Source organism: Candidatus Bathyarchaeia archaeon (assembly GCA_038873195.1).
Lineage (GTDB): Archaea > Thermoproteota > Bathyarchaeia > Bathyarchaeales > Bathycorpusculaceae > DSLH01.
The window spans coordinates 1,260,419-1,286,538 of sequence record JAVZEV010000001.1; the positions used below are offsets into that span (position 1 = coordinate 1,260,419).

At 43.5% G+C, this 26,120-nt stretch carries 27 protein-coding genes; 14 read left to right on the top strand and 13 right to left on the bottom strand.

Translation table 11 applies throughout. From position 1 onward, the window contains the following. Positions 1-32: 32 nt before the first annotated feature. Positions 33-1,067 carry a flap endonuclease-1 gene (gene fen, locus QXW63_07075; GenBank protein MEM3461652.1) on the bottom strand — a complete coding sequence of 345 codons (1,035 nt, stop codon included), beginning with the start codon at positions 1,065-1,067 and terminating at the stop codon, positions 33-35. A 110-nt stretch (positions 1,068-1,177) separates the two neighbouring features. Between fen and QXW63_07080 the strand changes: the two genes are divergently transcribed. The 8 genes from QXW63_07080 (at position 1,178) to QXW63_07115 (ending at position 8,004) form a co-directional block, all read left to right on the top strand. Beyond that, positions 1,178-1,366, top strand: coding sequence for a zinc finger domain-containing protein (locus QXW63_07080; GenBank protein MEM3461653.1), 189 nt, complete (start codon positions 1,178-1,180; stop codon positions 1,364-1,366). 16 nt (positions 1,367-1,382) lie between these two features. Beyond that, positions 1,383-1,658: an elongation factor 1-beta gene (locus QXW63_07085; protein MEM3461654.1), complete on the top strand. Its 276-nt coding sequence runs from the start codon at positions 1,383-1,385 to the stop codon at positions 1,656-1,658. Between the two features lie 88 nt (positions 1,659-1,746). After that, a complete protein-coding gene (locus tag QXW63_07090) occupies positions 1,747-3,918 on the top strand; it encodes a CDC48 family AAA ATPase (GenBank protein ID MEM3461655.1) in 2,172 nt (723 codons plus the stop codon). A 12-nt stretch (positions 3,919-3,930) separates the two neighbouring features. Further along, a complete protein-coding gene (locus QXW63_07095) occupies positions 3,931-4,158 on the top strand; it encodes a hypothetical protein (GenBank protein MEM3461656.1) in 228 nt (75 codons plus the stop codon). Between the two features lie 14 nt (positions 4,159-4,172). Beyond that, on the top strand, positions 4,173-5,399 hold the full coding sequence (locus QXW63_07100) for an NAD(P)/FAD-dependent oxidoreductase (protein ID MEM3461657.1): 1,227 nt from the start codon (positions 4,173-4,175) through the stop codon (positions 5,397-5,399). Between the two features lie 40 nt (positions 5,400-5,439). After that, on the top strand, positions 5,440-5,802 hold the full coding sequence (pth2, locus tag QXW63_07105) for a peptidyl-tRNA hydrolase Pth2 (protein ID MEM3461658.1): 363 nt from the start codon (positions 5,440-5,442) through the stop codon (positions 5,800-5,802). Between the two features lie 24 nt (positions 5,803-5,826). Beyond that, positions 5,827-7,203, top strand: a complete 1,377-nt coding sequence (truD, locus tag QXW63_07110) for a tRNA pseudouridine(13) synthase TruD (GenBank protein MEM3461659.1) — start codon at positions 5,827-5,829, stop codon at positions 7,201-7,203. Between the two features lie 57 nt (positions 7,204-7,260). After that, positions 7,261-8,004, top strand: coding sequence for a creatininase family protein (locus QXW63_07115; GenBank protein MEM3461660.1), 744 nt, complete (start codon positions 7,261-7,263; stop codon positions 8,002-8,004). A gap of 99 nt (positions 8,005-8,103) precedes the next feature. Here QXW63_07115 and infB read toward each other — a convergent pair whose 3' ends face one another. Continuing rightward, positions 8,104-9,885 carry a translation initiation factor IF-2 gene (gene infB, locus QXW63_07120; GenBank protein ID MEM3461661.1) on the bottom strand — a complete coding sequence of 594 codons (1,782 nt, stop codon included), beginning with the start codon at positions 9,883-9,885 and terminating at the stop codon, positions 8,104-8,106. Positions 9,886-9,983: 98 nt separating this feature from the next. Here infB and QXW63_07125 point away from each other — a divergent pair, with 98 nt between their 5' ends. Continuing rightward, on the top strand, positions 9,984-10,301 hold the full coding sequence (locus tag QXW63_07125; GenBank protein ID MEM3461662.1) for a DUF4342 domain-containing protein: 318 nt from the start codon (positions 9,984-9,986) through the stop codon (positions 10,299-10,301). A 17-nt stretch (positions 10,302-10,318) separates the two neighbouring features. Here the strand turns inward: QXW63_07125 and QXW63_07130 are convergent, their stop codons facing one another. The 8 genes from QXW63_07130 to QXW63_07165 all read right to left on the bottom strand — a co-directional run bounded on the left by QXW63_07130 (position 10,319) and on the right by QXW63_07165 (position 18,829). Then, positions 10,319-10,522, bottom strand: coding sequence for a hypothetical protein (locus tag QXW63_07130; protein MEM3461663.1), 204 nt, complete (start codon positions 10,520-10,522; stop codon positions 10,319-10,321). 72 nt (positions 10,523-10,594) lie between these two features. Further along, on the bottom strand, positions 10,595-12,550 hold the full coding sequence (locus tag QXW63_07135; protein ID MEM3461664.1) for an Ig-like domain-containing protein: 1,956 nt from the start codon (positions 12,548-12,550) through the stop codon (positions 10,595-10,597). A gap of 76 nt (positions 12,551-12,626) precedes the next feature. Continuing rightward, complete coding sequence (locus tag QXW63_07140; GenBank protein ID MEM3461665.1) at positions 12,627-13,691, bottom strand: DNA topoisomerase IV subunit A; 1,065 nt, start codon at positions 13,689-13,691, stop codon at positions 12,627-12,629. 7 nt (positions 13,692-13,698) lie between these two features. After that, the gene (locus QXW63_07145; protein ID MEM3461666.1) at positions 13,699-15,228 is read right to left on the bottom strand and encodes a DNA topoisomerase VI subunit B; all 1,530 of its coding nucleotides are present in this window, start codon (positions 15,226-15,228) and stop codon (positions 13,699-13,701) included. A 94-nt stretch (positions 15,229-15,322) separates the two neighbouring features. Continuing rightward, the gene (locus QXW63_07150; protein MEM3461667.1) at positions 15,323-15,745 is read right to left on the bottom strand and encodes a cytidine deaminase; all 423 of its coding nucleotides are present in this window, start codon (positions 15,743-15,745) and stop codon (positions 15,323-15,325) included. A 17-nt stretch (positions 15,746-15,762) separates the two neighbouring features. Further along, on the bottom strand, positions 15,763-17,550 hold the full coding sequence (locus tag QXW63_07155) for a ribosome biogenesis/translation initiation ATPase RLI (GenBank protein MEM3461668.1): 1,788 nt from the start codon (positions 17,548-17,550) through the stop codon (positions 15,763-15,765). A gap of 122 nt (positions 17,551-17,672) precedes the next feature. Further along, a complete protein-coding gene (locus tag QXW63_07160) occupies positions 17,673-17,804 on the bottom strand; it encodes a hypothetical protein (GenBank protein MEM3461669.1) in 132 nt (43 codons plus the stop codon). A gap of 65 nt (positions 17,805-17,869) precedes the next feature. After that, entirely contained in the window at positions 17,870-18,829 is a 960-nt protein-coding gene (locus QXW63_07165) for an isoaspartyl peptidase/L-asparaginase (protein MEM3461670.1), read from the bottom strand. Positions 18,830-19,073: 244 nt separating this feature from the next. Between QXW63_07165 and QXW63_07170 the strand changes: the two genes are divergently transcribed. Further along, the gene (locus tag QXW63_07170; protein MEM3461671.1) at positions 19,074-19,598 is read left to right on the top strand and encodes a THUMP domain-containing protein; all 525 of its coding nucleotides are present in this window, start codon (positions 19,074-19,076) and stop codon (positions 19,596-19,598) included. A gap of 1 nt (position 19,599) precedes the next feature. Here QXW63_07170 and cgi121 read toward each other — a convergent pair whose 3' ends face one another. Continuing rightward, positions 19,600-20,166 carry a KEOPS complex subunit Cgi121 gene (gene cgi121, locus QXW63_07175; GenBank protein MEM3461672.1) on the bottom strand — a complete coding sequence of 189 codons (567 nt, stop codon included), beginning with the start codon at positions 20,164-20,166 and terminating at the stop codon, positions 19,600-19,602. Further along, positions 20,160-20,756: a phosphoribosyltransferase gene (locus QXW63_07180; GenBank protein MEM3461673.1), complete on the bottom strand. Its 597-nt coding sequence runs from the start codon at positions 20,754-20,756 to the stop codon at positions 20,160-20,162. Before QXW63_07180 ends, cgi121 begins: the two co-directional genes overlap by 7 nt. A 153-nt stretch (positions 20,757-20,909) precedes the next feature. On the opposite strand from QXW63_07180, the gene QXW63_07185 reads away from it, so the two are divergent. The 3 genes from QXW63_07185 (at position 20,910) to hutI (ending at position 24,101) form a co-directional block, all read left to right on the top strand. Then, on the top strand, positions 20,910-21,773 hold the full coding sequence (locus tag QXW63_07185) for a hypothetical protein (protein MEM3461674.1): 864 nt from the start codon (positions 20,910-20,912) through the stop codon (positions 21,771-21,773). A gap of 95 nt (positions 21,774-21,868) precedes the next feature. Continuing rightward, entirely contained in the window at positions 21,869-22,789 is a 921-nt protein-coding gene (gene ftcD / locus QXW63_07190) for a glutamate formimidoyltransferase (protein MEM3461675.1), read from the top strand. A gap of 34 nt (positions 22,790-22,823) precedes the next feature. Continuing rightward, on the top strand, positions 22,824-24,101 hold the full coding sequence (gene hutI, locus QXW63_07195; GenBank protein ID MEM3461676.1) for an imidazolonepropionase: 1,278 nt from the start codon (positions 22,824-22,826) through the stop codon (positions 24,099-24,101). A gap of 12 nt (positions 24,102-24,113) precedes the next feature. On the opposite strand, the gene QXW63_07200 is transcribed toward hutI, so the two are convergent. After that, the gene (locus tag QXW63_07200; GenBank protein ID MEM3461677.1) at positions 24,114-24,353 is read right to left on the bottom strand and encodes a hypothetical protein; all 240 of its coding nucleotides are present in this window, start codon (positions 24,351-24,353) and stop codon (positions 24,114-24,116) included. 106 nt (positions 24,354-24,459) lie between these two features. Between QXW63_07200 and hutU the strand changes: the two genes are divergently transcribed. Further along, positions 24,460-26,118 (top strand): urocanate hydratase, encoded by a 1,659-nt coding sequence (gene hutU, locus QXW63_07205; GenBank protein MEM3461678.1) that lies wholly within the window; start codon positions 24,460-24,462, stop codon positions 26,116-26,118. Positions 26,119-26,120 lie beyond the last annotated feature (2 nt).

A 26,120-nucleotide genomic window follows, 5' to 3' on the forward strand; every position in this document is an offset into this window, starting at 1 on the left:
GAGAGAAGTTAAAGATTTCTATACTCAATGCCTCAGCCGAACCATTTTTCCAATGTGGTTTTTCCTTTAAGTTTTTTAGCTCCTTCTTGCATTTTTTCCAGAGCTTTTCGCACGCGGTCTTCTGAAAAGTCTCTTTCTCCGCAGATGAAGCTTACTATGCCTTCAATGTCTGGTTCCTTCCATTCTATTTTGTAATTCTCCGTCACTTTTGGATGTAGAAAAATCTCCCTAATTCTTTGAGGTTCAACTGGAAAATTCGCGTTTTTAAGATGTGGCATTGCGTTCTCTATGTTTCCATGTTCTTTTATCAGTTTTAAGGCAGTTTTTGGTCCTAAACCCTCAATGCCGTCTGGATTGAAGTCTGTTCCAATCAGTATTCCCACGTCAACTAATTGCTCATATGTTATTCCACATTCTTTTAGGACACTTTCGAGCTCAACCACTTCAGGAATAACTTCAATGTAGATGTTTTTGCTTGGAAGTTTTCTCCGACCAGAAATTGTCACGTTTCTCACAAGCCTTGGAGCACCAAAAAGTAAGCTGTCATAGTCTTGGCTTGCGCAGTAATCAGCGTCGCCGCGTTTTGCCAAAAACGCCGCTTGTGCTTCTCCCTCGCTAGGCGCTTGAATCCATGGGATTCCCATTAAATCTAAGAGTTTTTTGCTGTCTTCTGCCATGTAATCCTTCAGGCGTGATGTTGCTTGCGCGTACATGCGGGCTTCTTCCATTCTGCCTTCACTCAACGCTTTTTCGTACAGCGCCATAGCTTGTTCTTTGACTTTCATGCGTCTCTTTATTTCCACTTCCTTGAGTGCGGGTGGGATTCCGTCGAAAACATAGATTGGTTTTATGCCTAACTCCACGAGGTTGCTTGTTCTGTAAAGTAAACCGCTCAAGTGACTCGTGACTCTTCCGCTGCTGTCTTTCAATGGTGTGCCGTCTGGCTGGCGGATTATGGCTAGAAACTGGTATAACGCATTGTAAGCGTCTATAGCTATGGATTTCCCGGCTAAGTTTTCGAGGCTTATGGTTGCTTTTGGAACGAGGTCGCGGAGGTTTACGCCCAAAAGAATCCCATGAAATATACACATTGAACTATAATAATAAACTTGCGAGGTGAACATAGAAGATATAAGGAAGTCTGACAATTACTGAACCACCACATGAAGGGGTCATGATGACTGAAAAAACCGCGACAATCACTCTAATTACATGCACAAGCTGTGGCAAACCAATCCCGCCCGCAGCGGAAGCCACAAAATTTCTCTGCCCAAACTGCGGCGAAATCCAGATACGCCGTTGCGGAAAATGCAGAAAATTTGGGCGTCCATATAAATGTCCAAAATGCGGTTTCATCGGACCATAATACTGGAGGTTAAAGAATGGGCAGTGTCGTAATCGTTTACAAAATCTTTCCAAAAGAAGTAATTGACAACTTTGACCCGTTGAAAAAGAAAATCGAAAAGACTCTGCCAGAGTTTGCCTCGGTCCGCGGATACGGCGAAGAACCAATAGCCTTCGGCTTAAAAGCACTGCTGGTGCAGATAACCTTTCCAGAAGACAAGACGGGCATACTCGAAGAGCTTGAAAAGAAACTGGAAAGCATGAACGAAATAAGCCAAGTGCAAACTGTCATGGTGCGCAGAACAAGCAGATAACCTTAAACACTTGGTTTAAACATTTATATAGGATTGAAACTTTGTTTCGTGATGTATCCCAATCAACAAATAATGGGAAGGATTCTAATTGAGTGAAGTACAACTACGCGTCGGAGACGCAAGGCAAAGAGACGTTGGAAGAGGCATAGCCCGCGTAGACCAAAAAACAATGCAGAAACTAGGCATAACAGCAGGCGACGTCATAGAAATAGCTGGAAAAAGAACAACTTCCGCCATAGCATGGCCAGCCTACAGCGAAGACCAAAACAGAGACATGATAAGAATAGACGGTTTCACACGCAAAAACGCCGGCGTAGCCATAAACGAATACGTCGTTGTGCGCCCCGCCAAAGTCAAAACTGCACTAAGCATAACCTTGGCGCCAGTGGACATGCGCCTAAACGTGGATGAAGATTTCACTAATTTCGTGAAAAACCGTCTCATGGAAAGAACACTTGTCGAAGGCGACACAACGCTTGTGATGATGCTTGGACACGCCATACCCTTCACAGTAACAAAAACCCGCCCACACGGCATAGTGAAAGTCACATCAGAAACAAAACTCACCATACTAAACGAGCCAGCACCAGAAGGAAAAGGATTACCGCGAACAACATACGAAGACATCGGCGGTTTACACGAAGAGATTCAAAGAGTAAGAGAGATGGTTGAGCTTCCGCTGAGGCATCCGGAGCTTTTCCAAAGACTCGGAATAGAACCGCCGAAAGGCGTTCTGCTTCATGGTCCACCCGGCTGTGGAAAAACGCTATTAGCTAGGGCTGTTGCGAATGAATCAGAAGCAAACTTCTTCTCAATAAACGGACCAGAAATAATGAGCAAGTTCTACGGTGAGTCAGAAGCGCGGCTTAGAGAAATTTTCCAGCAAGCCCAACAGAACGCGCCAAGCATAATATTTATCGACGAGCTTGACGCAATCGCGCCAAAACGTGAAGAAGTCACCGGCGAAGTTGAAAGGCGAGTGGTTGCGCAACTTCTAGCTTTAATGGACGGATTGTCTGGAAGAGGAAACGTCATTGTCATAGGCGCCACCAACCGACCCGGCGCACTCGACCCGGCACTGCGCAGACCTGGCAGATTCGACAGAGAAATCGAAATAGGCGTGCCGGACAAGCAGGGAAGACACGAAATCTTACAGATTCACACCCGTGGAATGCCATTGGCGGAGGATGTTGACCTTAAAAAACTGTCTGAAATGACACATGGCTACACTGGCGCGGACTTAGCAGCGTTATGCCGTGAAACAGCCATGAAAGCCCTACGTAGATACCTGCCGCAAATAAATCTTGAAGAAGAACGCATACCGCCAAGCGTCCTGGAGAAAATGGAAGTTAAAATGGAAGATTTCATGAACGCTTACAAGGAAGTCACGCCCACAGCCATGCGCGAAGTCTACATTGAAGTGCCCACTGTTCACTGGGAAGACATAGGCGGACTAGAAGAAGTAAAACGAGAACTAAAGGAAGCCGTGGAGTGGCCTATGAAAAACCCTGAAATGTTCAAACGCCTCGGCATCAAACCGCCAAAGGGCATACTTCTCTACGGACCGCCAGGCTGTGGAAAGACGCTTTTGGCAAGGGCTGTTGCTACCGAAAGCGAAGCCAACTTCATAACAATTAAAGGTCCAGAGGTTTTCTCAAAGTGGGTTGGCGAATCAGAGAAAGCCATAAGAGAAGTTTTCAGAAAAGCCCGAATGGCAGCGCCTTCAGTCATATTCTTCGACGAAATAGACTCGCTTGTGCCCCGCAGAGGTTTAGGCTTCGCAGACAGCGGCGTTTCAGAACGGGTAATAAGTCAACTCTTAACCGAGATGGATGGAATTGTCGCTTTAGAAGACATTGTTGTTATAGCAGCGACAAACAGACCGGACATTGTGGACCCAGCAGTGCTTCGTCCTGGAAGATTTGACAGACTCATATACGTGCCTGAGCCAGACGAGAAAAGCAGACTGCAAATATTCAAAATCTACACGAAAAACATGCCTTTGGCAAAAGACGTTAACCTATCAGAGCTAGTGGCTATGACAAAGAGTTATTCGGGTGCAGACATAGAGGCTCTCTGCAGAGAAGCCGCCATGCAAGCCTTGCGAAGAGATGTAAATACAAAAGAGGTTGCGATGGTGGACTTTCAAGAAGCAATGAAAAGAACTGGTCCGTCAATAACGCCGGACATGGAGAAATGGTATAAGGGTTTCATGCAGCAAGTTCGGCAAGTTCAGAAGCCTGCCACACCTGTTGCTTAGGAGCGCATAGTTTTGCCGGTTAAAACTTGGAAGACTCATCCCGCCTATTTTGTTCTGTTGGAGATTTTGAAGAAGAAAGGCGCTATGACAGACACGGAGTTGTTTGATGCGTTAAGTGAAGAGTATGAAGATTTGGGCTTTAAGGATTTCAATGAGCTTCTGATGCGGCTGGAAATCGGTGGAAAAATTCGGACGATGTCATTGGCTCGCGGCAAAAGACGGGTTGAGCTTGTAACGTAATCAGTGTGCATTCGATGGAAACAGTTTCAGACGCCATTATTGTTGGAGGTGGACCATGCGGCTCATTTGCGGCTCTAAACTTGGCAAAGCATGGCTTTAACGTTAGAGTTTTTGAAGAACATGAAGAAATTGGCGTTCCATGCCATTGCACTGGGCACTTAAGCATCAAAGGCTTAAGGAATCTAGGACTTTATCCGCTTCCAGATGGGATTATTGAAAATGTTTTTTATGGAGCAAACATTCACTCGCCAAGCGGAAAAACCCTCTCGGTTCGTTTTTCTCAGCCTGTAACATGCATTGTTAACCGTGCTTTATTTGACAAACACATTGCAGAAAAGGCAGAAAATATAGACGCGCAATATTGCCTTAATTCGCAAGTTAAATCGTTAATCGTCAAGGACAATTTTGTAAAGGGTGCATCAGTAAGGCTGAACGGCGAAGTTGACTGTAAGTTTGCGGCTAAAATTATGGTTGACGCAGAGGGAATATCTTCGCGAATTTTGAGGCAAACGGGCTTGCAACCGTTAAACAGAGAAATGCTTGTTAATGCTGTGCAGGCGGAAGTTGAAAACGTTAAAGACGTAGAGCCAGACATGGTTGATGTTTTTCTTGGAAAACACTATGCGCCCGGTTTTTATGCATGGTTGGCTCCGAAGCATGACGGAAAAGCGAAAGTGGGATTAGCAGCGCAAACTGGAAATCCAAAGGAATTTTTGCAAAAACTGATATGCAATCATCCTATTGCGTCTAGGAAATTGCGTGCAGCAAGAATATTGCGAAGCACTTTTCACCCGATATCGCTTGGAGGACCCATTCCGAAGGCATGTTCAAACGGATTTTTAGCTGTCGGTGATGCTGCGTCTCATGTGAAGCCCACAACTGGCGGCGGAGTGATTATGGGAATGAACTGTGCAAGAATTGCCGCAGAAGTAGCACATGAGGCTTTATACGCGGATGATTTTTCATCCAATTTTCTAAGCAAATATCAGAAGCGATGTGAGAAACTTTTAGGTTTTGACATGAAAGCCATGCTTAGAATAAGAAAAATGCTCAATGCGCTGTCTGATAAGAAAATGGATGATGCCATTGGCTTCTGTGCAAAACTAGGTTTGGATAAAACTTTTCGAAATGTTGAAGACATAGATTTTCAAGGACAAGCGCTTATACATGCTTTGCGGAGTCCACGGATTCTCTCGACTCTTTTCTACCTATTCTTTTTACACTTATCTGCGAATCCTTAAAATCTCTGGAGAACAAACTGTTAGGGACGGTTGGAAACGCATGAGCGAGTTTCGTTATAAGCAAGTGGTTGTTTTTCGTTCTGATTTACGTTTGAGTAAGGGTAAAATTGCTGCTCAGGCGGGTCACGCGGCAGTTTCTGCGGCTGAAGAAGCCCGCAAACACCACAAGGCGTGGTGGGAAAATTGGTTGAGTGAAGGACAGTGCAAGATAGCTGTTAAGGTGAAGAGTGAAAAGGAATTGTTGGAGTTAGAGAAGCAAGCGAAGGAGTTGGCGTTGCCTTGTGCATTGATTGTTGATAGAGGTTTGACTGAGATTCCGCCGGGAACTGTTACTTGTTTAGGTATTGGTCCGGCACCGGTTGAGAAGGTGGATAGGTTAACTGGTGCTCTTCCTCTTTTTTAGCGTTAAAAAAGAGTGTAATGTGGCTTGTTTGTTCCTAAAGTTGAGAAGTTAATCGGCATTGAAGTTTATGCTACTGCTTCTTCTGGCATCGGCGGAGTTATTCGGCAGTCTGTCGAGGATTTCGTTGTTAAAGAAGTGTTGGTCGACGGTTCCAAAGCCGAAGTTAACCCCACTCTGGGGTGCCAACCATTAGGGGTATCATCAACAAAAGACCGTTATCTACTATGCGTTATGATTAAGCGAAATTGGGACACTTTCCAAGCCATTAGAATGATTGCCGAGCAAATGGGCATAAGCACTAGACAAATTCACATTGCAGGCATAAAAGACGCTAAGGCTCTCACAGCCCAGTACATCACAATTGAAGACGCAACAGCCGAAACAGTTCAGCAGATTAAAGTCAAAGACATAGAAATCCATCCCATAGGCTATTTTCGCAGTAAACTTTCACCATATTACCTCTTAGGAAACAATTTCAACATCACAATCAGAGCAATACGCCACTCCAAATCCACAATAAAAAAGAGAACAGCAAAAATTGTTAAAGAACTTGAAGCTATAGGTGGCATTCCCAACTTTTTTGGTCATCAACGCTTCGGCACAACACGTCCGATAACGCATCTTGTGGGTAAAGCTCTTGTTAAAGGCAACTTCAAGAAGGCAACCATGCTTTTCTTGGCTAAGTCCAGCCACTACGAGCATCCAGAATCAAGACAAGCGCGCAAAGAATTGCACGCCACACAGGATTTTAAGCAAGCGCTAAAGAATTTTCCGAAGCAACTGCGCTATGAACGGTTGATGCTGCGGCACTTAATTCAAAAACCAGACGATTTCGTAGGCGCCTTCCGACGATTACCAACAAAATTGCGTCTGCTCTTTCCGCAAGCCTATCAATCTTATCTCTTCAACAAGTTTCTAAGCAAGAGAATTGCAAGCGGTTTTGCATTGAATAAGATTGAAGTTGGAGATTACGTTGTGAACATTGAGCGTTCAGGATTGCCAATGACCACAATGTATAGAACAGCAAACTCACAAGCGCTTAAAGAAATTAACGAGGCAGTCGCGGCTGGAAAAATGCGTTTAGCTCTTCCCCTCATGGGCTTGAAACAACGAACTTCACGAGGTGTTCAAGGAGAAATCGAAAAGCAGATTCTTGAAGAAGAGGGCATAACTCAAAAAAACTTTAAAATCGAAGCGATGCCAGAAATTACCACAAAAGGAGAACTGCGAGCCGCCATAACTCCATTAAACAACTTTTCCTTAAACAAGCTAGAAAAAGACTTTGCACACTCGTCCAAACATATCGCAGAAGTAAGCTTCATGTTATACCGTGGCTCATACGCAACAATTTTTCTACGAGAAATAATGAAACCGCGAAACCCAATAAAAGCAAGATTCTAAGTTTAAAAACAAAGCTTTATTCTCTTAAGCCGCATTAAGCATTGGAAGGGAAAGGTTATGGCTTCAGAAAGCACGGTTTGGTTTGCTGAGTTGTCAATGAAAGAAGTAAAAGAAGCTGCGGCAACAAATAAGGTGATAATTCTTCCGGTTGGAAGCGTCGAAGAACATGGCTCTCATTTGCCGCTTTGCACTGATAGCCTACAACCAGAATATATTGCAGTTGAAGTAGCCAAAAAAACCCACAGCCTAGTCGCACCGCCATTAAAATATGGTATCTGCACAACTACACGCATTTTTCCCGGAACAATCTCTGTAAGTTTCCAATCACTCTACAAAATCACTCGAGAAATAATCGAAGAATTCATACGCAACGGCTTCAAACGATTCTTAATCCTCAGCGGTCACGCAGACGAAGAGCAGATGGCTGCGCTAAGACTTGCTGCACACCGTGTAATGTGGAAACATAGAGAGGAAGCTGAAAAACAAAAACTGCGAATAATAGTGTGCTCCGACTACGATTTTGCGTATGAGCTCCGCGGAAAATATTTTGACGAAAAAGACGGACACGGTGGCACAATTGAAACCTCACGAATAATGGCAATACAACCCGACTTAATAAAAGAAAAAGGACAAAAGAATTTTCAGAGACTTCCAAAATTCGAAGTAATTGTTGACTCAAGAGAATTTTTACCAGAAGGAGTACGAGGCGACCCAACTGTGGCTTCGGCTGAAAAAGGAAAATTCATAAACGATTACATAATAGGCGAACTGGTCAAATTAATCGAAGAACTGAAAAAGTAACACAATTATCACATCACATCCGTTCTATCAATGATTGAGGCGCAAATTGAACCTATATATAAGGGGGCTATAACCTCCGTGAAGGCACTTATTCCTCCACTATGCAGCCCAAAAAGGCACTTTCTTCCGCATCAACGCAACAAACTCATTCAACGCTTCACGCTCATCCTCACCAAGCCTATCCATAAACTTCGACAACAACACCTTCGCATCTGCTTCAGGCACTTTAACAAATAGCACATCCCTCTCAAACACATGTCGCCCAACCATCGGCTTATCCATCGAAATCGCCACCTGCATACCTGCCTTAGCTTCCGACAAAGCTTCGCCTTTCTCTTGAATCTGCTGTATTTCGCCTATTTCTTCGCCATCTTCAGCACGAATCAACGCAACTCTCGGCTTAATCCTTCCCGCTAATACTTCGACACCAAAAATCGCAGGCTTAGCACGCCTAAACACATAACCCTCCAAAACCCGAATCTTCCCAGGCTTAACCAAACCTTCAAACTCCACCTCAAACTTCGCTTCCCGCTGCCCCTTAAGCCAAACCAAATAATTATCCACCAAATGATAAATAATCTGCTCTTTAAAAATCTGAACACCATTAATTTCCGCTTCTTCCTCTGCATCCGGCAAAACACGAACATTAAAAGCTAAAACAGCCCCATACAAAGGCTCATGCTCCTTCACAACAGCCGCTTCAGTAACATCCCTTTTACTAACATCACCAACATCCGCCAACCTAATAGGCACACCATTACGCTTCAAATAATCCGCAATTGCCTCCAAACTCCCCAACGTATCCGCCTTCACAACAACCCCATCCACACCCGTCGCAATACGAATCCGCTCAACCTCCTCACCAACCAACCGCACATACTTATCAACACTCTCGCCCTCCGCAACCACATACAACGGCGCACCAGCCAAAGCCCCCTCCAAACCAGGCGCAACAATCTTCACACCAGCCGCAGCCGAAACCACATCCACACTCGAAAAACGATCACGCGGATCACGAATCTCATCTAGAGGCTTCGGAACCAAAATTGCACGAACACGCGTCACAATAGGCTTCTCACGCCCACCAACAACCACAACATCATCCCGCCGCAAAACACCATCATAAACAATTGTGTTCAACGTCAAACCCAAACCAGGCTCCTCCTTAACCTCCAAAACCGTCCCTTTCGCTGCTCCTTCAGTCGTCTGCAAACGCTTCTGCAAATACTGCTGCGTCAAACCAACAAGCACCATCAACAACTCCGTAATGCCCTCACCAGTCTTAGCACTAACAGGTACAACAGCCACAGTCTTCGTAAAATCCTTAATCCGGTCAAACCTGTCAGCCCTAAAACCCAAACGCGAAAACACGCCAATAATCTCATAAATCCTATTATCCAAATCCTCCCGCACATACCTATCCTGCGCTTGATAAGAACGCAAAAACGGCGTATCCTCCAACGCCTTCCAACCCGGAACACGATCAATCTTATTCGCAGCAACCAAAAACGGAACCTTCCGCGCCTTCAAAATTTCAATACACTCATACGTCTGCGCCTCAAACCCACGTAAAACATCAATTACCAAAATCGCAATATCCGCCGCGCTTCCGCCTCGCTTACGCAAATTAGTAAACGCTTCATGCCCCGGCGTGTCAATAATCAGCAAACCCGGGATTTCAACCTCGCCCTTAACCATCGACAATAAAGGACCAACCAATTGCTTCAGCGTGTCAACCGGGAAAAAACTAGCGCCGATATGCTGCGTCATTCCACCAGCTTCACGCGCTTGCACACTCGTCTTGCGAATCTTGTCCAAAAGCAAAGTCTTACCAGTATCCACATGCCCAAGAACACAAACAATCGGCTGACGAATCGGCATCTTAACACATCACCCGCCAACAAGCCTTTTTCAAACACGCACTTCAAAACTAATAAATCATTACCCATATAAACACTAACCAAAAGGAGAAAACACACGTGCCATACTGCCCAAAATGTGGAGCCAAACTAAAAGAAGACGACAAGCACTGTTACAACTGCGGAACACCCGCAACAAAAATAGTGAAAGAAGAATTCATCATATCTGCCGACAACCTGATCGAACGAGTCAAAGAACTACTCCACGAAGGAAACGTGACGCGAATAATCGTAAAAGACGAAAAAGGCAAGGTCATGCTTGAAATTCCCGCTACGGTAGGCGTAATCGGCACGGTTCTTGCGCCGTGGCTTGCAGCGTTAGGCGTGATAGCAGCGTTAGCAACAAACTGCAAAATAGTAGTCGAAAGAAGAAAGTAACCCATGCAGCACAACGGTTACTGTTCTATCTTCGCAGTAACCAAAAGTACTCCTATCACTATTGGCAGAATACTTAGGAATCCGAAAAATCCCGTGAATACTCCCAAAGTGTCGGCGCTTGTGAAAGTGTAATACGTTGCTATAGCGCCGATAATAACAAGTATAAATCCAAAGAATTTTTCTGCAAGCGTTAATCCGAAACCGCCTTCTTCGCTGCTCATATCTGCTTCTTCCTTGAACGTGTTTTCTATAGAAATAACCGTCCAAGATTTAAAGCATTTCCTTCTCAAACACTACACACGTTTCTTCCGATACTTGTAGTAGTAAACAGTTCCGCCTATCACTGAAGCAATTATCGCAATTATTAACAGAAGCCAACTCAACGGAAAACCGGAAACCGTGCCTGCACCACCGCCTTCAGCCTTAACCGTATACGCTTTTTCTTGTGTCACAGCAGAATTTCCAGCGTTATCATAACATTCCACAAAGAACGTGACAGTAACATTTTCCTCTTGCCCAAGAATCACGCCTGTCCAGTTGCCATTCTGCAAAGTCATAGCCAAACTGTTCCATTCACCCTCGCCAATTTTGAACCACAAAGTGACATTTTGAATTCCGCTCCCTTCTTCGAACACTTTTACAGAAACATTAACTTGTTCACCAGCCATGGGCTCCAGTGGATTCCAAGTAAGATTACTAATCAACGGCACCGTGTTGTCCACAGTAACCGAGACGCTAGTTTCAGCTTCGTTTCCAGCCTTGTCACGTGCAGACAAAACAATTGTGTAGATGCCATCATCATACTCTGGCGTTTCCCAAATGTAAGTTTGGCTTCCATCCGCATTCCAAACATGGACAAACTCATCAATTTCAAGCTCCATTTCATCAAAGTTGGCGTCTTCAGCGCTAACCTCAACAATAACCATGCCTCTAACATAGCTCCCATTCAATGGCCATACAATTTCCACTGTTGGCGCTGTGTTATCCACTATTATTGTACATTCTGTTTTGGCAGTGTTTTCCGCTTGGTCGTGTGCTTCAAGCTTTAATGTGTAAGTGCCGTCAGGCAATGTTGTTGTGTCCAATAAATATGTATGATGTTCAACTTCACTCCACGAAGTTAAAATTGTTCCGTTAACTGTTAAGTTTGCTTCGACAAAATTATCATCATAAACATAAACTTCAATACTAACGATTCCCGCTAAACAACTTCCACAAGTTGGAGCATCAATTCTTGCGACTGGCAAGAACCGGTCTTGTACAGAGTAAGAGTAGACATCCATAGCCATCCAGTTTCCCGCATTATCAAACGCGTAGACTCGATATTGAACAAATGTTCCATAAGGAAATTCTGGAATTGTTGCAACATACAATCCACCTTGAACACTCATTGTAGTGTTCATCCAGCCTGTTCCACTGCTATAAGCTAAGATTACTTCTTTGACACCGCTGGCAAATTGCGGCTCAGTCACATTCACGGAAACTAAAACGGTTTCATTGTAGTTTGGTTCTGCTGGCACTCGTTCAATGTATGTTATAGTTGGTGGGTGAAAATCTCCCACTTTATATGAGTAAGTTGATGATACCGCAATGTTTCCAGCTTTATCCCATGCATAAACGAGGAAAGTAACATTCGCATTATATGGTTGAGGAGGAATCTCCGTTGTGTAGAAGCCATCGGTTTTACTCATTGTTAGATTAAGATTTTCGCCTAAATCTGTTGAATAGTTTAAGGTTACGTTGGCAACTCCGCTTTTTGAATCAGTAACATACGCTACAACGCCCACGTAATCATCATATTCAGGCGTTTCTGGGTAATAAAAAACTCCATGAATTACTGGTGGCGTCAAATCATGCGGAGGACAACAGCATCCTTTAATGGACTTTATGATTTCCTCGATTAAATCAAACAAGCATTCCTTCCATGGGCTGGTAATCCATTTGGTAACTACATTTTCAAGGTCGTTTCTTAACTTGTTTACTGCGCCATCATAAGCTCCAGCCTCAATCTGATTTATAATGGCGTTAATTTTGTTGCAGAAAGTGTTCTTTTCCATGCTTGCATGTTTGGAATTTTCAAATGCTTCATTAGGCAACATTGAAACGTTGTCGCAGAGCTGTTGCAGTAACAGAATAATGGATTGGCTTTGATTGTAGTACCGTTTTCCTGAAACGTTTGTAACTAACACTGGAGAGATTATTAAGAATAGCAAGATAATGTTAAGGCTAACAGCTAAGAGTTTTCGCATTCTCCTTTCTCCCAGATGCTAACTCCAATTCTTGTATAAAAAGGGTTATTTCGAGATGGTAATATGCAATTTCATGTTATTTTGTTTCTTCAAGTTTCGCCGGCAAGTACTCGTCAACAATGTATGTTAAGCCATATCTGCTGAAAGCTTCCTGTTCTGCCTTTCGTTTGATTTTCATGAATGTCTTAATTTCTCTTTGCCAAAGTGGGTCTTTGTAACGTGGGTCTTTCTGTAGTTCGTAGAGCCTTTTCATGTCTACATCATCTAATGGGTCTGTTGGCAGTTTGTAATTTACTATGTCTGTTGCCCATACACCGCTCCATTTTGCGTCCGGCGTATTTAGTTCTCTGAGATGTGCAGCGTTTGCCGAACCCGAAATTATCACCATGGCTATGTGCATTCCCCATGGGTCGCCATCCGTGAAAACGTAAACTGGAAGGTTTAGTTCTCTGTTGAGTCTTCTGATAAAATGTCTTGTTGCTCTCGGGGCTTGCCCAGCCGTTAAAACAAGCAACGCGTTGAATTTTTTGTGCACACTTTCTTCTATGAAGCGTGTGAACAAACCGCCTTTCTCTATAGCTATGACTTTGTCGGCGGATGTTTTGACGAATTCAGACGAGGTTAAGGCTGGTCCTATTAGGACACCGTCTGGGTGTGATGTTAGGTTTAGTGTTCTTCCCTCATAGCCTGGCACAGTGTATTCTATTGTTAAGTCGCCGAAAACAGCTGAGCGTTCTTCTGGGAAAATGTTAAAGTCTTCTCTTGATAAGCCCAGAACCGTTTCCAAATCCGTTATTATATTGTTTGATTCTTGTTGGTCTGTGAAAGTCATCTCATAAGCTTGTGCGGAATAGTAAACATCCCTTAACGTTGATGTCTTTCGTTGCGAAGTTAATTCGTGAGAAAACGTTGCAGCCCAAGTGAGTTGAGTGAAAGGTTTAAGATGGCGGATGTTACGGGCGCTTCTTCGAACCTTTCGGTCGCCTAAGATGAATTGTCTAACTTGCGGGTCGTAGTATATGTTTTCTGTTGACCGACTTGGCATTTCTATCGATGGAAAATAGCCTTTGTCAAGTTGGTCGTAAATTTTGAGCCCTAAACCTTCTAAACTTGCTAAGACTTCCTTTCTTTTTTCTATCATGCTAACTTTATGTTTCTTCTGTTCCAAACCTTTTCACGCTCTTCAAAAGTTTTTCTATATCGGGGAGTTTTTCTTTTCCAGCAAGTTTTGCTGAGAATTGGGCTATTTTTGGCAGGTACTTGCTGAAGACGCCGAGTCGTTTCTTTTCTCTGTCTACATGTTCTATTCTTGTTAGGAAATGTTGGATTTGGCGGGCGACTTCTCTGAGTCCGTTGGCGATTTCTCTTCTGACTTCTGGTCGGTCGGCGATGAATTCTTTTCCGACTGTTTTGTATGGGACTTTTGTGCTGCAAATGTGTACTAAGATTGCGATTGGCATTTCTGGTGTGACTTTGTATCTTCTCCAGTTCATTGCGTTTATGACTTTGACTGAGACGTCGCTTGCTTCGTCGTAAAGCAGTGGGATTCTGTTTGCAAATCGGTAGATTATGAAGGCTCCTCTCTTTGGAATTTCTCCTCCATAGGCGATGCCGACTTCAATTATGAATGGGTGACCTGCGTATGTGGATGGTTTACGCTGGTGGACAGCTACAAACTCTGGTTTTAGTTCTTTCATTATTCCTGCTTTTAATAGCTCTTCGCCTAAAGGGGACAGGCAACTAGCGTCGGGTGGTAAGAAGTCTTTGAATTTTTTAAGCATGTGCATTAATCTTACGATTTCTTCATGTGATAGTTTCTTTGGATTTTTTGATGGACTTATGTTGCTGAATTCTAGAAATTTTTGTGCTGTGATTTCTCCGACTCTGTGGAAATGGTTTTTTAGAAATTCCAGCATGTTCTTGTACGGTGTGACTTGGATTAGCCGTTGAAGGAGCTCCACGTCTACGCCGTAGGGGTGTGGTAATGTTTCTTTGGGTGGTTCGGGCATTTCTTTGGTTACTCTTGTGAATCTGTACAACCTTCCTTTTGGGTCAACGAAAGTTAAGTTTGCATATGGGTTAACCATTGCTGTTTGTTTGAAGTAATCCAAAATTTTGGGCATAGCCCTCAAATAGTCGCCTTCCAAGCAGAATTCGACTATTGTTCCTCTCCATTGTTCCTTGTTTATGAGCACTTTTCTGTCAAGTATTATTGGGCGGTTTCGTTGGATGTCGATCATGAGTTTATAACTGTAGATTTTTGTCATTCCGCCGGTGCTTGAGATTATCGTGGCCGGCTGATGTGTGGTGATTTGTCCGTATAGGATTGCCATTTTTCCGCCGAGACCGAATGTTCCTCTTTGTTGTTTTAGTTTGTATTTTGAGCCGAAAAGCACTTGTCCGAAGGCTGATGGTATGTGCCTCGGCGGGACGCCTATTCCGTTGTCTTCCACTCTTAGCTTGTAAATTTGGGTTTCTTTGCTGGCTTCTCCTTCATATGAGAGTCGGACGTAGATGTCTGGTGGAATTTTTAGGCTTTCTGCAGCATCTAAAGAGTTCTCAACAAGTTCTCTTATTGCTGCGAAAATGGCTCTTGACGGATTTGTGAAGCCAGCAATGTCGCGGTTGCGGTAGAAAAAGTCTGAAGCACTTATTTCTTCGAAGGTTATCTGAGCCACTTTAAGCCTCCACCAGCCTCTCTCCCGAAAGGTAACATCCTACGATATGCTTTGCTCATTCTTTAATTTAACTACACTTTTCAGTGTAGATAATTCATTTCCGGAAAGGAAATGGCAACAACTCCTTAATACTCTTTACTTCAACGGTTTCAAACAGGATTTTGCCATTTTTTGCTTTTGCCATGAGGATTTTAATTTTGGGATTTTCTGCAAAGTCATAAATGTACTGTAAGCATGCTCCGCATGGTCTGGGTTCTTTATTTGCATTTGCATTCATAACGAGAGCTACTGCTTTGATTTTGCAGTTTCCATGTGAGATTGCGTGGTTTATTGCGCATCTTTCTGCGCATATGCCAAGTCCAGAAATCCAGCTTTCCACGTTACAACCGCCATAGATTTTTCCGTCTTCTGCGAGGACAGCAGCGCCAACTTTGATGCCCCAAAGAACATACGCGTTATCCATGGCTTTTAAGGCGGTATTTAGCAATTCGTTTTCTATTTTATTCAGCTTAACCATGGCATTCACTTTCTGCTTCATTTTCGCAGCTCACGTACGTAATAGTACTCTCCAATTTGTTTTTGAAACTTGTCCAACTTCGAGTTTTCCTTGTTAACTCTCGGTCTTTTCGTAGTTGGGTCTCTTCGGAAAGTGACTTCCATATCCTTCAAAAACATGTTCATCCCATCTCTCAAGCTTGTAGGCGGGTTTGCAATTCCCTTCACTCCGGGTTCTCCTGTGAAAATCATTAGGCGGTCTGCTATGAAGTCTTGGGCAACCACGTCATGCTCGACGACGAAGGCTGTCACGTTGTGTGCTTCTACGATTCTTCTGATGGTTCGTGCCATGCTCAATCGTTCTTCAACGTCTAAGTAAGCGCTTGGCTCATCAAGTAGGTATAGTTGGGCTTTACGCGATAAGCAAGCGGCAATGGCGACCTTTTGTAGTTCGCCGCCGCTGAGTTCAGTTAGATTTCTATCTAGAAGAGGTTCTACATTTAGGGGTTGAAGGATTTCTGTTTTGTACCAGCTTGAGGTGAAGTTTTCTTTTGCGATATTTTTCAAGAGCTCGTGGACTGTGCTTTCGTATTCTGCGGAAATGTATTGGGGCTTGTAGCTTACTTCTAATTCTCCAAATTTGATTCCGCCATTTGCCTCTTCGATTCCGGCAAGGATTTTCACAAAGGTTGTTTTTCCAATACCGTTAGGTCCGAGAATGCCGATGATTTCGCCTCTCTTTATTTCTCCTGGGCTTGCGACAAGCTTAAACCCTTCATAGGTTTTCTCGATTTGTCCCCATTTTAGTTGTGTTTCGCCGGCGCCAAAGCTTGTTCGCGGGGGTTTCTCGTGAAATATTATGGCTTCTTTTCTGAATCTGACGTTCTCGTCTGGGATGTAACCTTCTAAGTAAATGTTTATTCCTGTCCTTACGCCGTGAACGTTGGAAACTACGCCGTAGACGCCTGGTTCTCCGTAAAAAATGCAGATTTGGTCTGATAAGTAGTCTATTATTGCTAGGTCATGTTCCGCTACAATAACTGTTTTTTCTTCATTCTTTAGGCTCCTTATTGCCTTAGCTACTTCCAATCTTTGTTTTACGTCTAAATAGCTTGATGGTTCGTCAAAAAGGTACACGTCAGCTTCGCGGCAAATTGCTGCTGCTACAGCTACACGTTGCAGTTCACCTCCGCTTAAAACGTCTAATGAGCGGTTCCAGAGTTGTTTCAGTTCAAGTTGTTTAGAGATTTCTTCGAGTTTCTTGCGTTCGTTTACTTTTTCGAGTAGTTCTCCAACTTTTCCAGACACGGCTTTTGGAATTTTGTCTACGTATTGTGGCTTATGTGAAATTTTGAGTTTGTTTTCGCTCATCTTTTGGAAATATTCTTGGAGTGTTGACCCTCTATAATGTGTGATTATTTCGTTCCATTCTGGTGGCGTTTCGTAATTTCCAAGGTTTAGTTTGGTTTCTCCGGAGAGTATTTTGAGTGCTGTTGTTTTGCCTATTCCGTTTTGTCCAAGCAATCCCAAAACCGTGCTGGGGGCTGGTGTTGGTAGTCTGTAGAGTTTGAATGTGTTTTCTCCGAAGCGGTGGCTGCAGTCTTTTTCTAATTCGTCTGGAAGGTTGACTATGGAGATGGCTTTAAACGGGCATTTTTTTACGCATATTCCACATCCGGTGCAGAGAGATTCAACAATTACGGCTTTGTCATCTTCAAATCGTATAGCTTCAACGCGCGTGCGCACTATGGGGCAAAAGTGATGGCATAGTCTATTGCAACGTTTTGGCTTGCACTTGTCAAAGTCTATCACTGCAACTCTCGTCATGTCTCTTCCCATATCATAATGTCAACTAGTATGGTCTAAACATAAACATCAAAATTATATAAAAACCGTTTGAATATTCTCATAAAGAAAGATACAAAAAAATTCTAGATGATGCTAAATATTTACCATTCTTCCTCTTCCCACTCTTCTTCTTCCCATTCCTCTTCTTCCCATTCTTCTTCCTCTCGCATTTTTTCACCTCCACTTGTTTTATGTTTAGGGATGCAAGAGAAACCTACCGTTGCTTTAAGCATTTTTATACGTCAGTTGTCGAGAATAGCAACCAAAAATCTTGTTCGCTTACGTATTTTTGGATGCTTTATTTCACGATTTTAGCTGTTAAAGAAGCAACTGGCTCTTTTTTTTCTTGCGTTAGGTATGCCCAGCACATGTTTGGCGAGCTGTGGGCTGCACCAATTCTTCCTTGAGCGTCAACCGCGATTAATCCCATGGAATTGTAAGTGGCTGACATTCTCTTGTTTACGAGACTTATAGCTGATTCAACAGCCTCTTGCGCACTTTTTCCCATTTCAATATAGTTACAAACTGTTTTCGCCAGAACAAGCCGTATGGCTATTTCGCCAACACCTGTGGCTGAGCATGCTCCAGCTTGATTGTCTGCGTATGTGCCGCATCCTATCAGCGGAGAATCACCGATTCTTCCTGGAAGTTTTAATGGGAACCCACCGGTTGAAGTTGCTGCTGCGACATTTCCATCTTTGTCTAATGCAACAGCACCTACGGTTTCAAGCTCGAAAAATTCTGGGTGATTTTTAACTAGATTATACAGTTTTGGCAGCTCAAACTTGCCTTCAAGAAGGATTTTCTTCTGTTGCTCATGATACTTTAGCCTGAGCTCCGTTACGGGGCTTCTTCTTTCAAGGTTGAAAATTTTGGCAAGTTTTTCTGCGCCTTCGCCAGCCACGAAAACATGGTCTGTTTTTTCCATAACTATTCTTGCCAAACGGACAGGATTTTTAATGTCTTTCAAAAGGCTTGCAGCGCCAGCTTGCAACGTTTTTCCATCCATAATTGACGCTTCCATCTCCACCTGTTTTTCAATGTTAAGGGTCGAACCGTAGCCTGCATTGAACGCGCCGTCATCTTCCATGACTACGACAGCCTCCATGACGCTGTCAACAGCACTGCCGCCATTATTTAAAATTTCAAAACCAGTTCTTGCTGCTCTTTTGACTCCTTCCAATCCTGGTTGGCTGCGTTCAGGTTGCCATGTACCGGCTCCGCCGTGAACTACGATTACGGGCTTTTTTTCTGTCAATGTTGATTCCTTCTCTTTAGAGTTATAGAAGTCATTTGCAGAGAAATTTAAGCCTAATGTTTACGTTTATGCATCAAAATGGATAAATCTTTGTGATTGCATGTTAAATGTGGGATGATGTGAGGCGACGGCTGAGAGCCAAAAGCTGTGAGATAGCCACTAACCTGCACTGACCCTAAAATTGTTTTATAACAATTAAACGTTAAATTTGGTTGTTGACTTAATTACTAGTGAGGGTGAGGTTGTGCTTAGAGATTTTAATCTTTTAGCTACAACTTCTCGTGGAAATGAGGATGAAGCTTGTTCTGAATTGTGGTATTTGCTTGGAGAAGTGGGAGATTCAGCGGCGACTGTTGATAAAACTGGTGTTGCGGGTTTGATTGCTGCAAAAACCGCGTTTAACCCGTTTGAGGTTATAGAGAAGCTTCGCAAAATCTTGCATGAGCGTCCCTACGAGTTCCGCTACACTCTTAGGATAATTCCGATAGAGAAGGTTGTCCGCACAGATTTAGGCGCTATTCAGAAAGCTGCTACTGAATTAAGCACGAAAATAATGGAAAATGAGACGTTCCGCGTGACGGTTGAGAAACGCTTTACAGAAACATCCACAAGAGACATAATCGAGAATGCAGCGGTAAACATTGAAAGAAAAGTCGACTTAAACAAACCCGACAAAATTCTCCTAATCGAAGTTGTCGGCGGATTGACTGGAATCTCCGTTATAAAACCAGACGAAATCTTAGCAGTCATAAAAGAAAAAGTGCTATAAATTAACGTTGAGTAGCCAACAGTGCCATCCGTTCAATAACAAGGTCAGTTAAAGCGTCTTCTATATTATCTTCCCTCGTTACTGCTTCAAGTTCCTTGTCTGATATTTTGAAAGTTTTTCGAATCGTTGCCATCTTTTGTCTAGACATTTCCAAAATTTTATCGTCAACTTGTGCAGCAATCCGCTTTGAAATGGCTGATGCTGTTGCCTTTACCTTTTCTCTTTCGTCTCCAACAACGAGCACTGCTATGTTCGCTGTGTTGGACTTGATTCCAAGCAGCTCCATAGCCTTTCGAATTTGGCGCTGCGCCGAAGCATAAAGCATTGTTTCCATTTCAAAACTTTTTGAAATATTGCATTTGTTTTTGAAGGCTGTTAATGCGTTTAAAACAGCAAAATACAAGTGCCGCCAAGTAGCCACAAATTCTGCATCAAAAAATTGAATCTCCACAGTTGAAGGCTTTTCCTTCCGAATGTCCTCTAAAAATTTCTTAACATCCCAAATTTTCGCGTTTTTGAAGCCTTCTATTGCCGCATACTTCCCAAACTCTTCTACGTGTCTCAGCAATTTTCTTCCTCAAAAATTTCCTTCAAAAACCTCTCGGCAAGTTCAGCCGGAATCCCCGACTTTACAAGTTTCTCAATTTCTTTTTCCACAGACGTTCCTTTTTCTCTGCATTTTTTGACTATTTTTCTAACAGTTTCTTTTATTTCCCATGGAAAAACCACCCAACGGCTTGTTTCCTTTTCGTAGTAGTCTGGTTTTATGATGCTCCATGGCTTGTAGTAAACAGTGGCTATTTTGACTTCTTTTGCGCCTTTTTCAAACAAGTGCTCTTTAACTAATTTTAGGCTGTTGCCAGTGTCCGCAATTTCGTCCACAACAAGCACTCGCCTATTTTCGACGGGTACAGAAACTGGCTGCGTTAAACATGGCTCGCCTTTTGTTTCTGCAACTCCAACGTAAAATTCGGCTCTGACATTAGCAAGGTTAGGATTGTTCAGCAAATCAGAGAGTACTCTTGCTGGTGGCCAACCGCCTCTGGAAACGCCCACAATCACGTCCGGCTTGAACTTGTTTCTTCGTATTTTTTCTGCCAAGTTCAAAAGCATAGTGTATATTTGATTCCATTGAGGGCTTTCAAACTCAAGTTCCATGCGTATTCAATCCTCATTTTCTTTGGCGAATAATTTTGTTGGAGCAATTATTAAGTTTTAGAGTGCGGTTTCCTCTTACCATTGCATTTGAGTTGGCAGCTTTATAGAAAATGTTAAAAATGGTACGTTATGATTTATCATGTGGGTTCAAAAATGAAAAAGCTGAATATGTTGCTTTTAGTTTCAATGCTAGCGATTTTCGCATTATCCGCAACTGCTAGACCGGCTAAAGCGACTATATCATCGCATAACTGGATTGACGCTTTATTAAAAGACGAAACTGACAGTTTTCTAGGATACGTTTCCGCTGGATACAAAACTGGGTCCACAGCAATTCTGAAAGTCAACGTTTATAACCATCTTTCTGACACGATGAACATCACTGCCGTTTACGTAGGTTTTGACTGGGGAATCAACTACTCTTCCACTGAAGTTAACCTAACTGAGTTGCTCATTTATCGATTACCGCCAGGATTGTCGCATGTGTTCACCATTACGTTTACTGTTCCAGACACAACAGTGGCTTCAAACATTGTAAAACATAGCTACACGATTTATATAGAAGACGTTAATGCCGTCGGAACAAACTTAGGGTCAAACACTCCGCAAGGTGGAAGCAATTTTGCAGTTTTATCCGACGAACAAGCAGATGCAATAGAATTGAGACGAGAGATTAACAAATACTCATCTGGCTATATGTCCCTTACTGCAAAGGCAAGAGAACTATTTCGTAAGGCTGAAGCTACAGAAGACATTGCTGACGATGATTATAAAAAAGGTAGATTTAGCGACGCAGTAAGCAATTATCAAGACGCTTTAAGCCTATACCAAGACGCATGGAATAGCGAAACCGAAACGTTCTTGGGATTCGAAAAAGCGTTCAAGGACATCTTATCTAACGGTGCAGGCGCAATTACTATGGTTGGATTAGGCTACATTGTCTTCGGGCTCGGTTGGGTTTTCATTGGCATAGGCATAATAATCTACGCGGTCAGAAAGCCAAAGGCAACCTCTTAATTCTAAGTAAACCGAAACCCCATTCTTTTTTTATTCTTCTTCAAAAATGCTTATCTAATAAACACCCTTCTCATAAAGTGCGTGGAGGCTTGGAGATGGCTGAAATCGTTGAGTGTGTGCCTAACTTTAGCACTTCAGACCCGAAAGTTGTTGAGTCAATTCTTAACGAGGTTCGAAAAACGCGAAACGCGTTTTTGCTTGATTATACCTTTGATGGTTATTATAATCGGCTTGTGGTTTCGGTTGTTGGTGACAAGAAATCTGTTCTTGACGCTGTTTTGAATGCGTCTTTTAAGGCGGTTGAGCTTATTGACATGCGCAAGCATAAGGGTCAGCATCCACGTTTAGGCGCAGTTGATGTTGTGCCTTTCATACCTATTAAAAACGTAACGTTAGAAGACTGTATTGAGCTTGCAAAAAAATTTGGCAAAACATTAGCAGAAAAATGTAACGTTCCAGTTTATCTCTATGGGGAGGCGCAGCCGAAGCCTGAACGTAAAGATTTGGATTGGATTCGTGAAGGTGAATACGAAAAGCTCGCTGAAAACATTACTAAGCCCGAGCGTAAGCCAGATTTTGGTCCAGCCAAGTTTAATCCCAAAGCTGGCGCGACTATAGCTGGGGCTCGTAAACTTATGGCTGGCTTTAACGTTAATTTGGGCACTGCGGATTTGGCGGTTGCGAAGAAAATTGCGAAGGCTTTGCATGCGAAAAAGGGCGGTTTTTCAAATGTTAAGGCTATGGCTGCTTTTATTCCTGAAAAGAACATTACGCAGATAGGCATGAGCATAAACGATTTTGAGAAGACGCCGCTTTATCGAGTATTTGAATTGCTGAAGGTTGAGTGTGCACGGTATAACGTGCCGATAGTAGGCTCAGAATTCTGTGGTATGGCTCCTTTAAAAGCTCTTATTGATGTGGCTGCATATTACTTGAAGGTTGACAATTTAACAGAAGACCGCGTTTTAGAAATAGCCATACACAATGTCATGGAGAAAGGCGGTGCCTTTGAATAAAACTGTCAAGCCACGAGCCAGAGAAAAAGTAGATTTGCTCATCGTGAATGCTGATGAGCTTGTTACTCTTGGCGGAGGCAACCAGAAACCTCGTGTTGGCAAGCAGATGCGTGAGCTTGGAATAATACGCAATGGTGGTTTGGCGATTAAAGACGGCGTTGTTGTAGCCGTTGGAAAAACGCCTGAGGTTGCAAAGGTTTACAGAGCAGAAACCATACTGAGCGCTAATGGCAAGACTGTTTTACCCGGTTTTGTTGACCCTCACACGCATTTGGTTTTTGCTGGTTCGCGTGAAGAAGAGTTTCAGATGCGGGTTGAAGGCGCTTCTTACATGGAGATTCTCAGCGCGGGCGGCGGCATATTGAAAACTGTTAAAGAGACAAGAAAGGCAAGTATGGAAAAGCTTGTTGATTTAGGCATCAAAACGCTTGATATTATGTTGGAGCATGGAACAACCACTGTTGAAGCTAAAAGTGGTTATGGCTTAACAACTAAAGATGAATTAAAGATTTTGGAGGCTGCAAAGCGCATAAACCAGCTTCATTGCGTGAATGTAGTTTCAACTTTTCTAGGCGCTCATGCTATTCCGCCAGAATTTAGGGACAACCCAAATGGTTATGTTAACCTTGTAGTTGAGGATATAATTCCGAAAGTGGCTGAGAAGGGCTTGGCAGAGTTTTGTGACGTTTTCTGTGAGAGAGGCGTTTTCACTCTTGAGCAGTCTAGGCGCATTTTGAGTGCAGGCAAAAGCCATGGGTTGAAGCCTAAGGTTCATGCTGATGAGATGAGTATGCTTGGTGGTGCGGAGCTTGCGGCTGATGTAGGCGCTGTTTCTGCTGAGCATTTGCTTTTTTCTTCGGTTGAGGGCATAAAAGCCATGGCTGAAAAGGGAGTGATTGCAGTTTTGCTTCCTGCCGCCGCCTTTAGCCTTATGATGGGGCGCTATGCAGACGCTAGGTTAATGATTGATTCTGGCGTTCCTGTGGCTTTGGCAACAGATTTTAATCCTAACTGTTTGGTCGAGAATATGCAGTTGGTTATAGCGTTTGCCTGTCATTTTATGAGGTTAACTTCTGCCGAAGCCATAACGGCTGCAACGATAAATGCGGCTCATGCAGTTTGCAGAGCCGGCGAAGTTGGTAGTTTAGAGGTTGGCAAAAAAGCTGACGTCGTCATTTTGGATGTGCCGAATCATAAGTTTCTCGGCTATCATTTTGGCGTGAATCTCGTGGACAAGGTTATCAAAAACGGCAGAGTGGTTGTTGATAGAGAAAAGCAAGGCGAGATGGTGCTTATTCGCGAGACTGAATAGGAGCGTATTAGTTTATTTTTTACGTTTTCTTACTTTGTCTATGATTGTGAAGATTACCCAGATTATTATGCCATAAATTACTGCGTTGAATATTGCTGAAGTTATTGTTTTAACTTTGAACCCTCCATATTCTACTGTTGGGTCTACGTTCATGTTTTCGCTGATTGTGTTGCCGGGTGGTAGTTCAGCATAGTATAAGGTTGCGGCTAAGAAGATGAAGAAGATTGCAAGGAACACTAATACTCCTTTCATGCTTCTTTCTCCTTTCGATTTACGTTAGTGCGTTCCTTAATAAACGTGACGGGTGTGAGCAAAAATTATAATGTGCTTCTGTCATTGTGGTTCACAGTGAGCTTGAATGGTTAAGATTAAGAGACCCGTTAAGTGTTTGACGGGTCCAGAACTGCATTGTAAGAACTGGCAGATTGAAGGCATCCTACGCATGCTCTTTAACGTTGTTGACCCAGAAGTGGCTAAAGACCCAGAAAGGCTCATTGTTTATGGCGGCACGGGTAAAGCTGCGCGAAACTGGGAATGCTTCGAAAAGATTGTTGAGACGTTAACGGAGCTTGAACCTGACGAGACCATGCTTGTTCAAAGCGGCAAGCCTGTTGCCGTTTTTAAAACTCATGAGTGGGCTCCTCGTGCTTTAATTGTTAACGCGATGCTTGTGCCGAAATGGGCTACTTGGGATTACTTTTACGAGCTGGAGCAGAAGGGCTTAATAATGTTTGGGCAGATGACGGCTGGTTCTTGGGCTTACATAGGAACGCAAGGAATTTTACAAGGCACTTACGAGACTCTTGCGGCTGTTGCAAAGGAACATTTCGGCGGTTCGTTGCGTGGACGGTTTGTTTTGACTGCCGGTTTGGGTGAGATGGGCGGGGCTCAGCCTTTAGCGGTTACCATGAATGATGGTGTTGCACTTGTTGTTGAGATTGATAAGTGGGCTATTGAACGCAGACTCAAGCATAAGTATTTGGAGATGTGGACTGACGATTTGGATGAAGCTGTAAAACTGGTCATGGAAGCCAAACGTGATGGTGTTCCACGCAGTATAGGCTTGCTTGGCAACGCAGCGGAAGTTCATCCAGAACTGCTAAAGCGTGGAATAATCCCAGATGTTTTAACTGACCAGACTTCAGCGCATGACCCGTTGAATGGTTATTATCCTGCTGGTTTATCCAAAAAAGAAGCTGATGAGCTTCGAAATAATGACCCAAAGGAATATCTGCGAAGGGCAAATGAAAGCATGCGCGTGCAAGTTGAAACTATGGTTAAGATGATGCGGAAGGGAGCGGTTACTTTTGATTACGGAAACAACCTACGGCAACAAGCCTACAACGCTGGGTTCAAAGACGCTTTTGCTTATCCAGGCTTTGTTCAGCGTTACATTAGACCCATGTTCTGCGAAGGACGCGGACCGTTCCGTTGGACCTCGCTTGTCGGCAGCAAAGAAGACATTTACGCGTTAGATGACGTGATTCTGCGAGAGTTCGCCTACGACAAGGAACTGTGCCGCTGGATAAAAAAGGCAAAAGAACAAGTGAAGTTTCAAGGCTTACCAGCACGGGTTTGCTGGCTTGGGTTCGGTGAAAGAGCAAGATTTGGCAAAATAATCAATGAGATGGTAGCTAAAAAAGAGCTTTCTGGACCAGTTTGGATTGGACGAGACCACTTGGACGGTGGAAGCGTGGCTTCGCCTAACCGCGAAACAGAAGCCATGAAAGACGGAAGCGACGCAGTGGCTGATTGGCCTATACTCAACGCTTTAATCAACGCTGTTGGTGGGGCGACATGGGTTAGTGTGCATCATGGCGGAGGTGTGGGCATAGGTTACAGTATACACGCTGGAATGTGTCTTGTAGCGGACGGCACAAGAGAAGCAGAAAAACGCATAGTTACAGTGTTGACAACAGACCCTGGAACAGCAATAGTGAGACATGCAGATGCGGGCTACGAAAAAGCACAAAAAATAGCAAAGGAAAAGGGCGTCAAAGTACCCATGCTAAAGTAGGC

Excerpts from the sequence above, each read along its gene's own strand:
- QXW63_07080 (MEM3461653.1), top strand. The coding sequence starts at position 1,178 with ATGACTGAAAAAACCGCGACAATCACTCTAATTACATGCACAAGCTGT.
- QXW63_07085 (MEM3461654.1), top strand. The coding sequence starts at position 1,383 with ATGGGCAGTGTCGTAATCGTTTACAAAATCTTTCCAAAAGAAGTAATT.
- QXW63_07100 (MEM3461657.1), top strand. The coding sequence starts at position 4,173 with ATGGAAACAGTTTCAGACGCCATTATTGTTGGAGGTGGACCATGCGGC.
- pth2 (MEM3461658.1), top strand. The coding sequence starts at position 5,440 with ATGAGCGAGTTTCGTTATAAGCAAGTGGTTGTTTTTCGTTCTGATTTA.
- QXW63_07115 (MEM3461660.1), top strand. The coding sequence starts at position 7,261 with ATGGCTTCAGAAAGCACGGTTTGGTTTGCTGAGTTGTCAATGAAAGAA.
- infB (MEM3461661.1), bottom strand. The coding sequence starts at position 9,885 with ATGCCGATTCGTCAGCCGATTGTTTGTGTTCTTGGGCATGTGGATACT.
- QXW63_07130 (MEM3461663.1), bottom strand. The coding sequence starts at position 10,522 with ATGAGCAGCGAAGAAGGCGGTTTCGGATTAACGCTTGCAGAAAAATTC.
- QXW63_07135 (MEM3461664.1), bottom strand. The coding sequence starts at position 12,550 with ATGCGAAAACTCTTAGCTGTTAGCCTTAACATTATCTTGCTATTCTTA.
- QXW63_07140 (MEM3461665.1), bottom strand. The coding sequence starts at position 13,691 with ATGATAGAAAAAAGAAAGGAAGTCTTAGCAAGTTTAGAAGGTTTAGGG.
- QXW63_07150 (MEM3461667.1), bottom strand. The coding sequence starts at position 15,745 with ATGGTTAAGCTGAATAAAATAGAAAACGAATTGCTAAATACCGCCTTA.
- QXW63_07155 (MEM3461668.1), bottom strand. The coding sequence starts at position 17,550 with ATGACGAGAGTTGCAGTGATAGACTTTGACAAGTGCAAGCCAAAACGT.
- QXW63_07160 (MEM3461669.1), bottom strand. The coding sequence starts at position 17,804 with ATGCTTAAAGCAACGGTAGGTTTCTCTTGCATCCCTAAACATAAAACA.
- QXW63_07180 (MEM3461673.1), bottom strand. The coding sequence starts at position 20,756 with ATGGAACTTGAGTTTGAAAGCCCTCAATGGAATCAAATATACACTATG.
- QXW63_07185 (MEM3461674.1), top strand. The coding sequence starts at position 20,910 with ATGAAAAAGCTGAATATGTTGCTTTTAGTTTCAATGCTAGCGATTTTC.
- ftcD (MEM3461675.1), top strand. The coding sequence starts at position 21,869 with ATGGCTGAAATCGTTGAGTGTGTGCCTAACTTTAGCACTTCAGACCCG.
- QXW63_07200 (MEM3461677.1), bottom strand. The coding sequence starts at position 24,353 with ATGAAAGGAGTATTAGTGTTCCTTGCAATCTTCTTCATCTTCTTAGCC.
- hutU (MEM3461678.1), top strand. The coding sequence starts at position 24,460 with ATGGTTAAGATTAAGAGACCCGTTAAGTGTTTGACGGGTCCAGAACTG.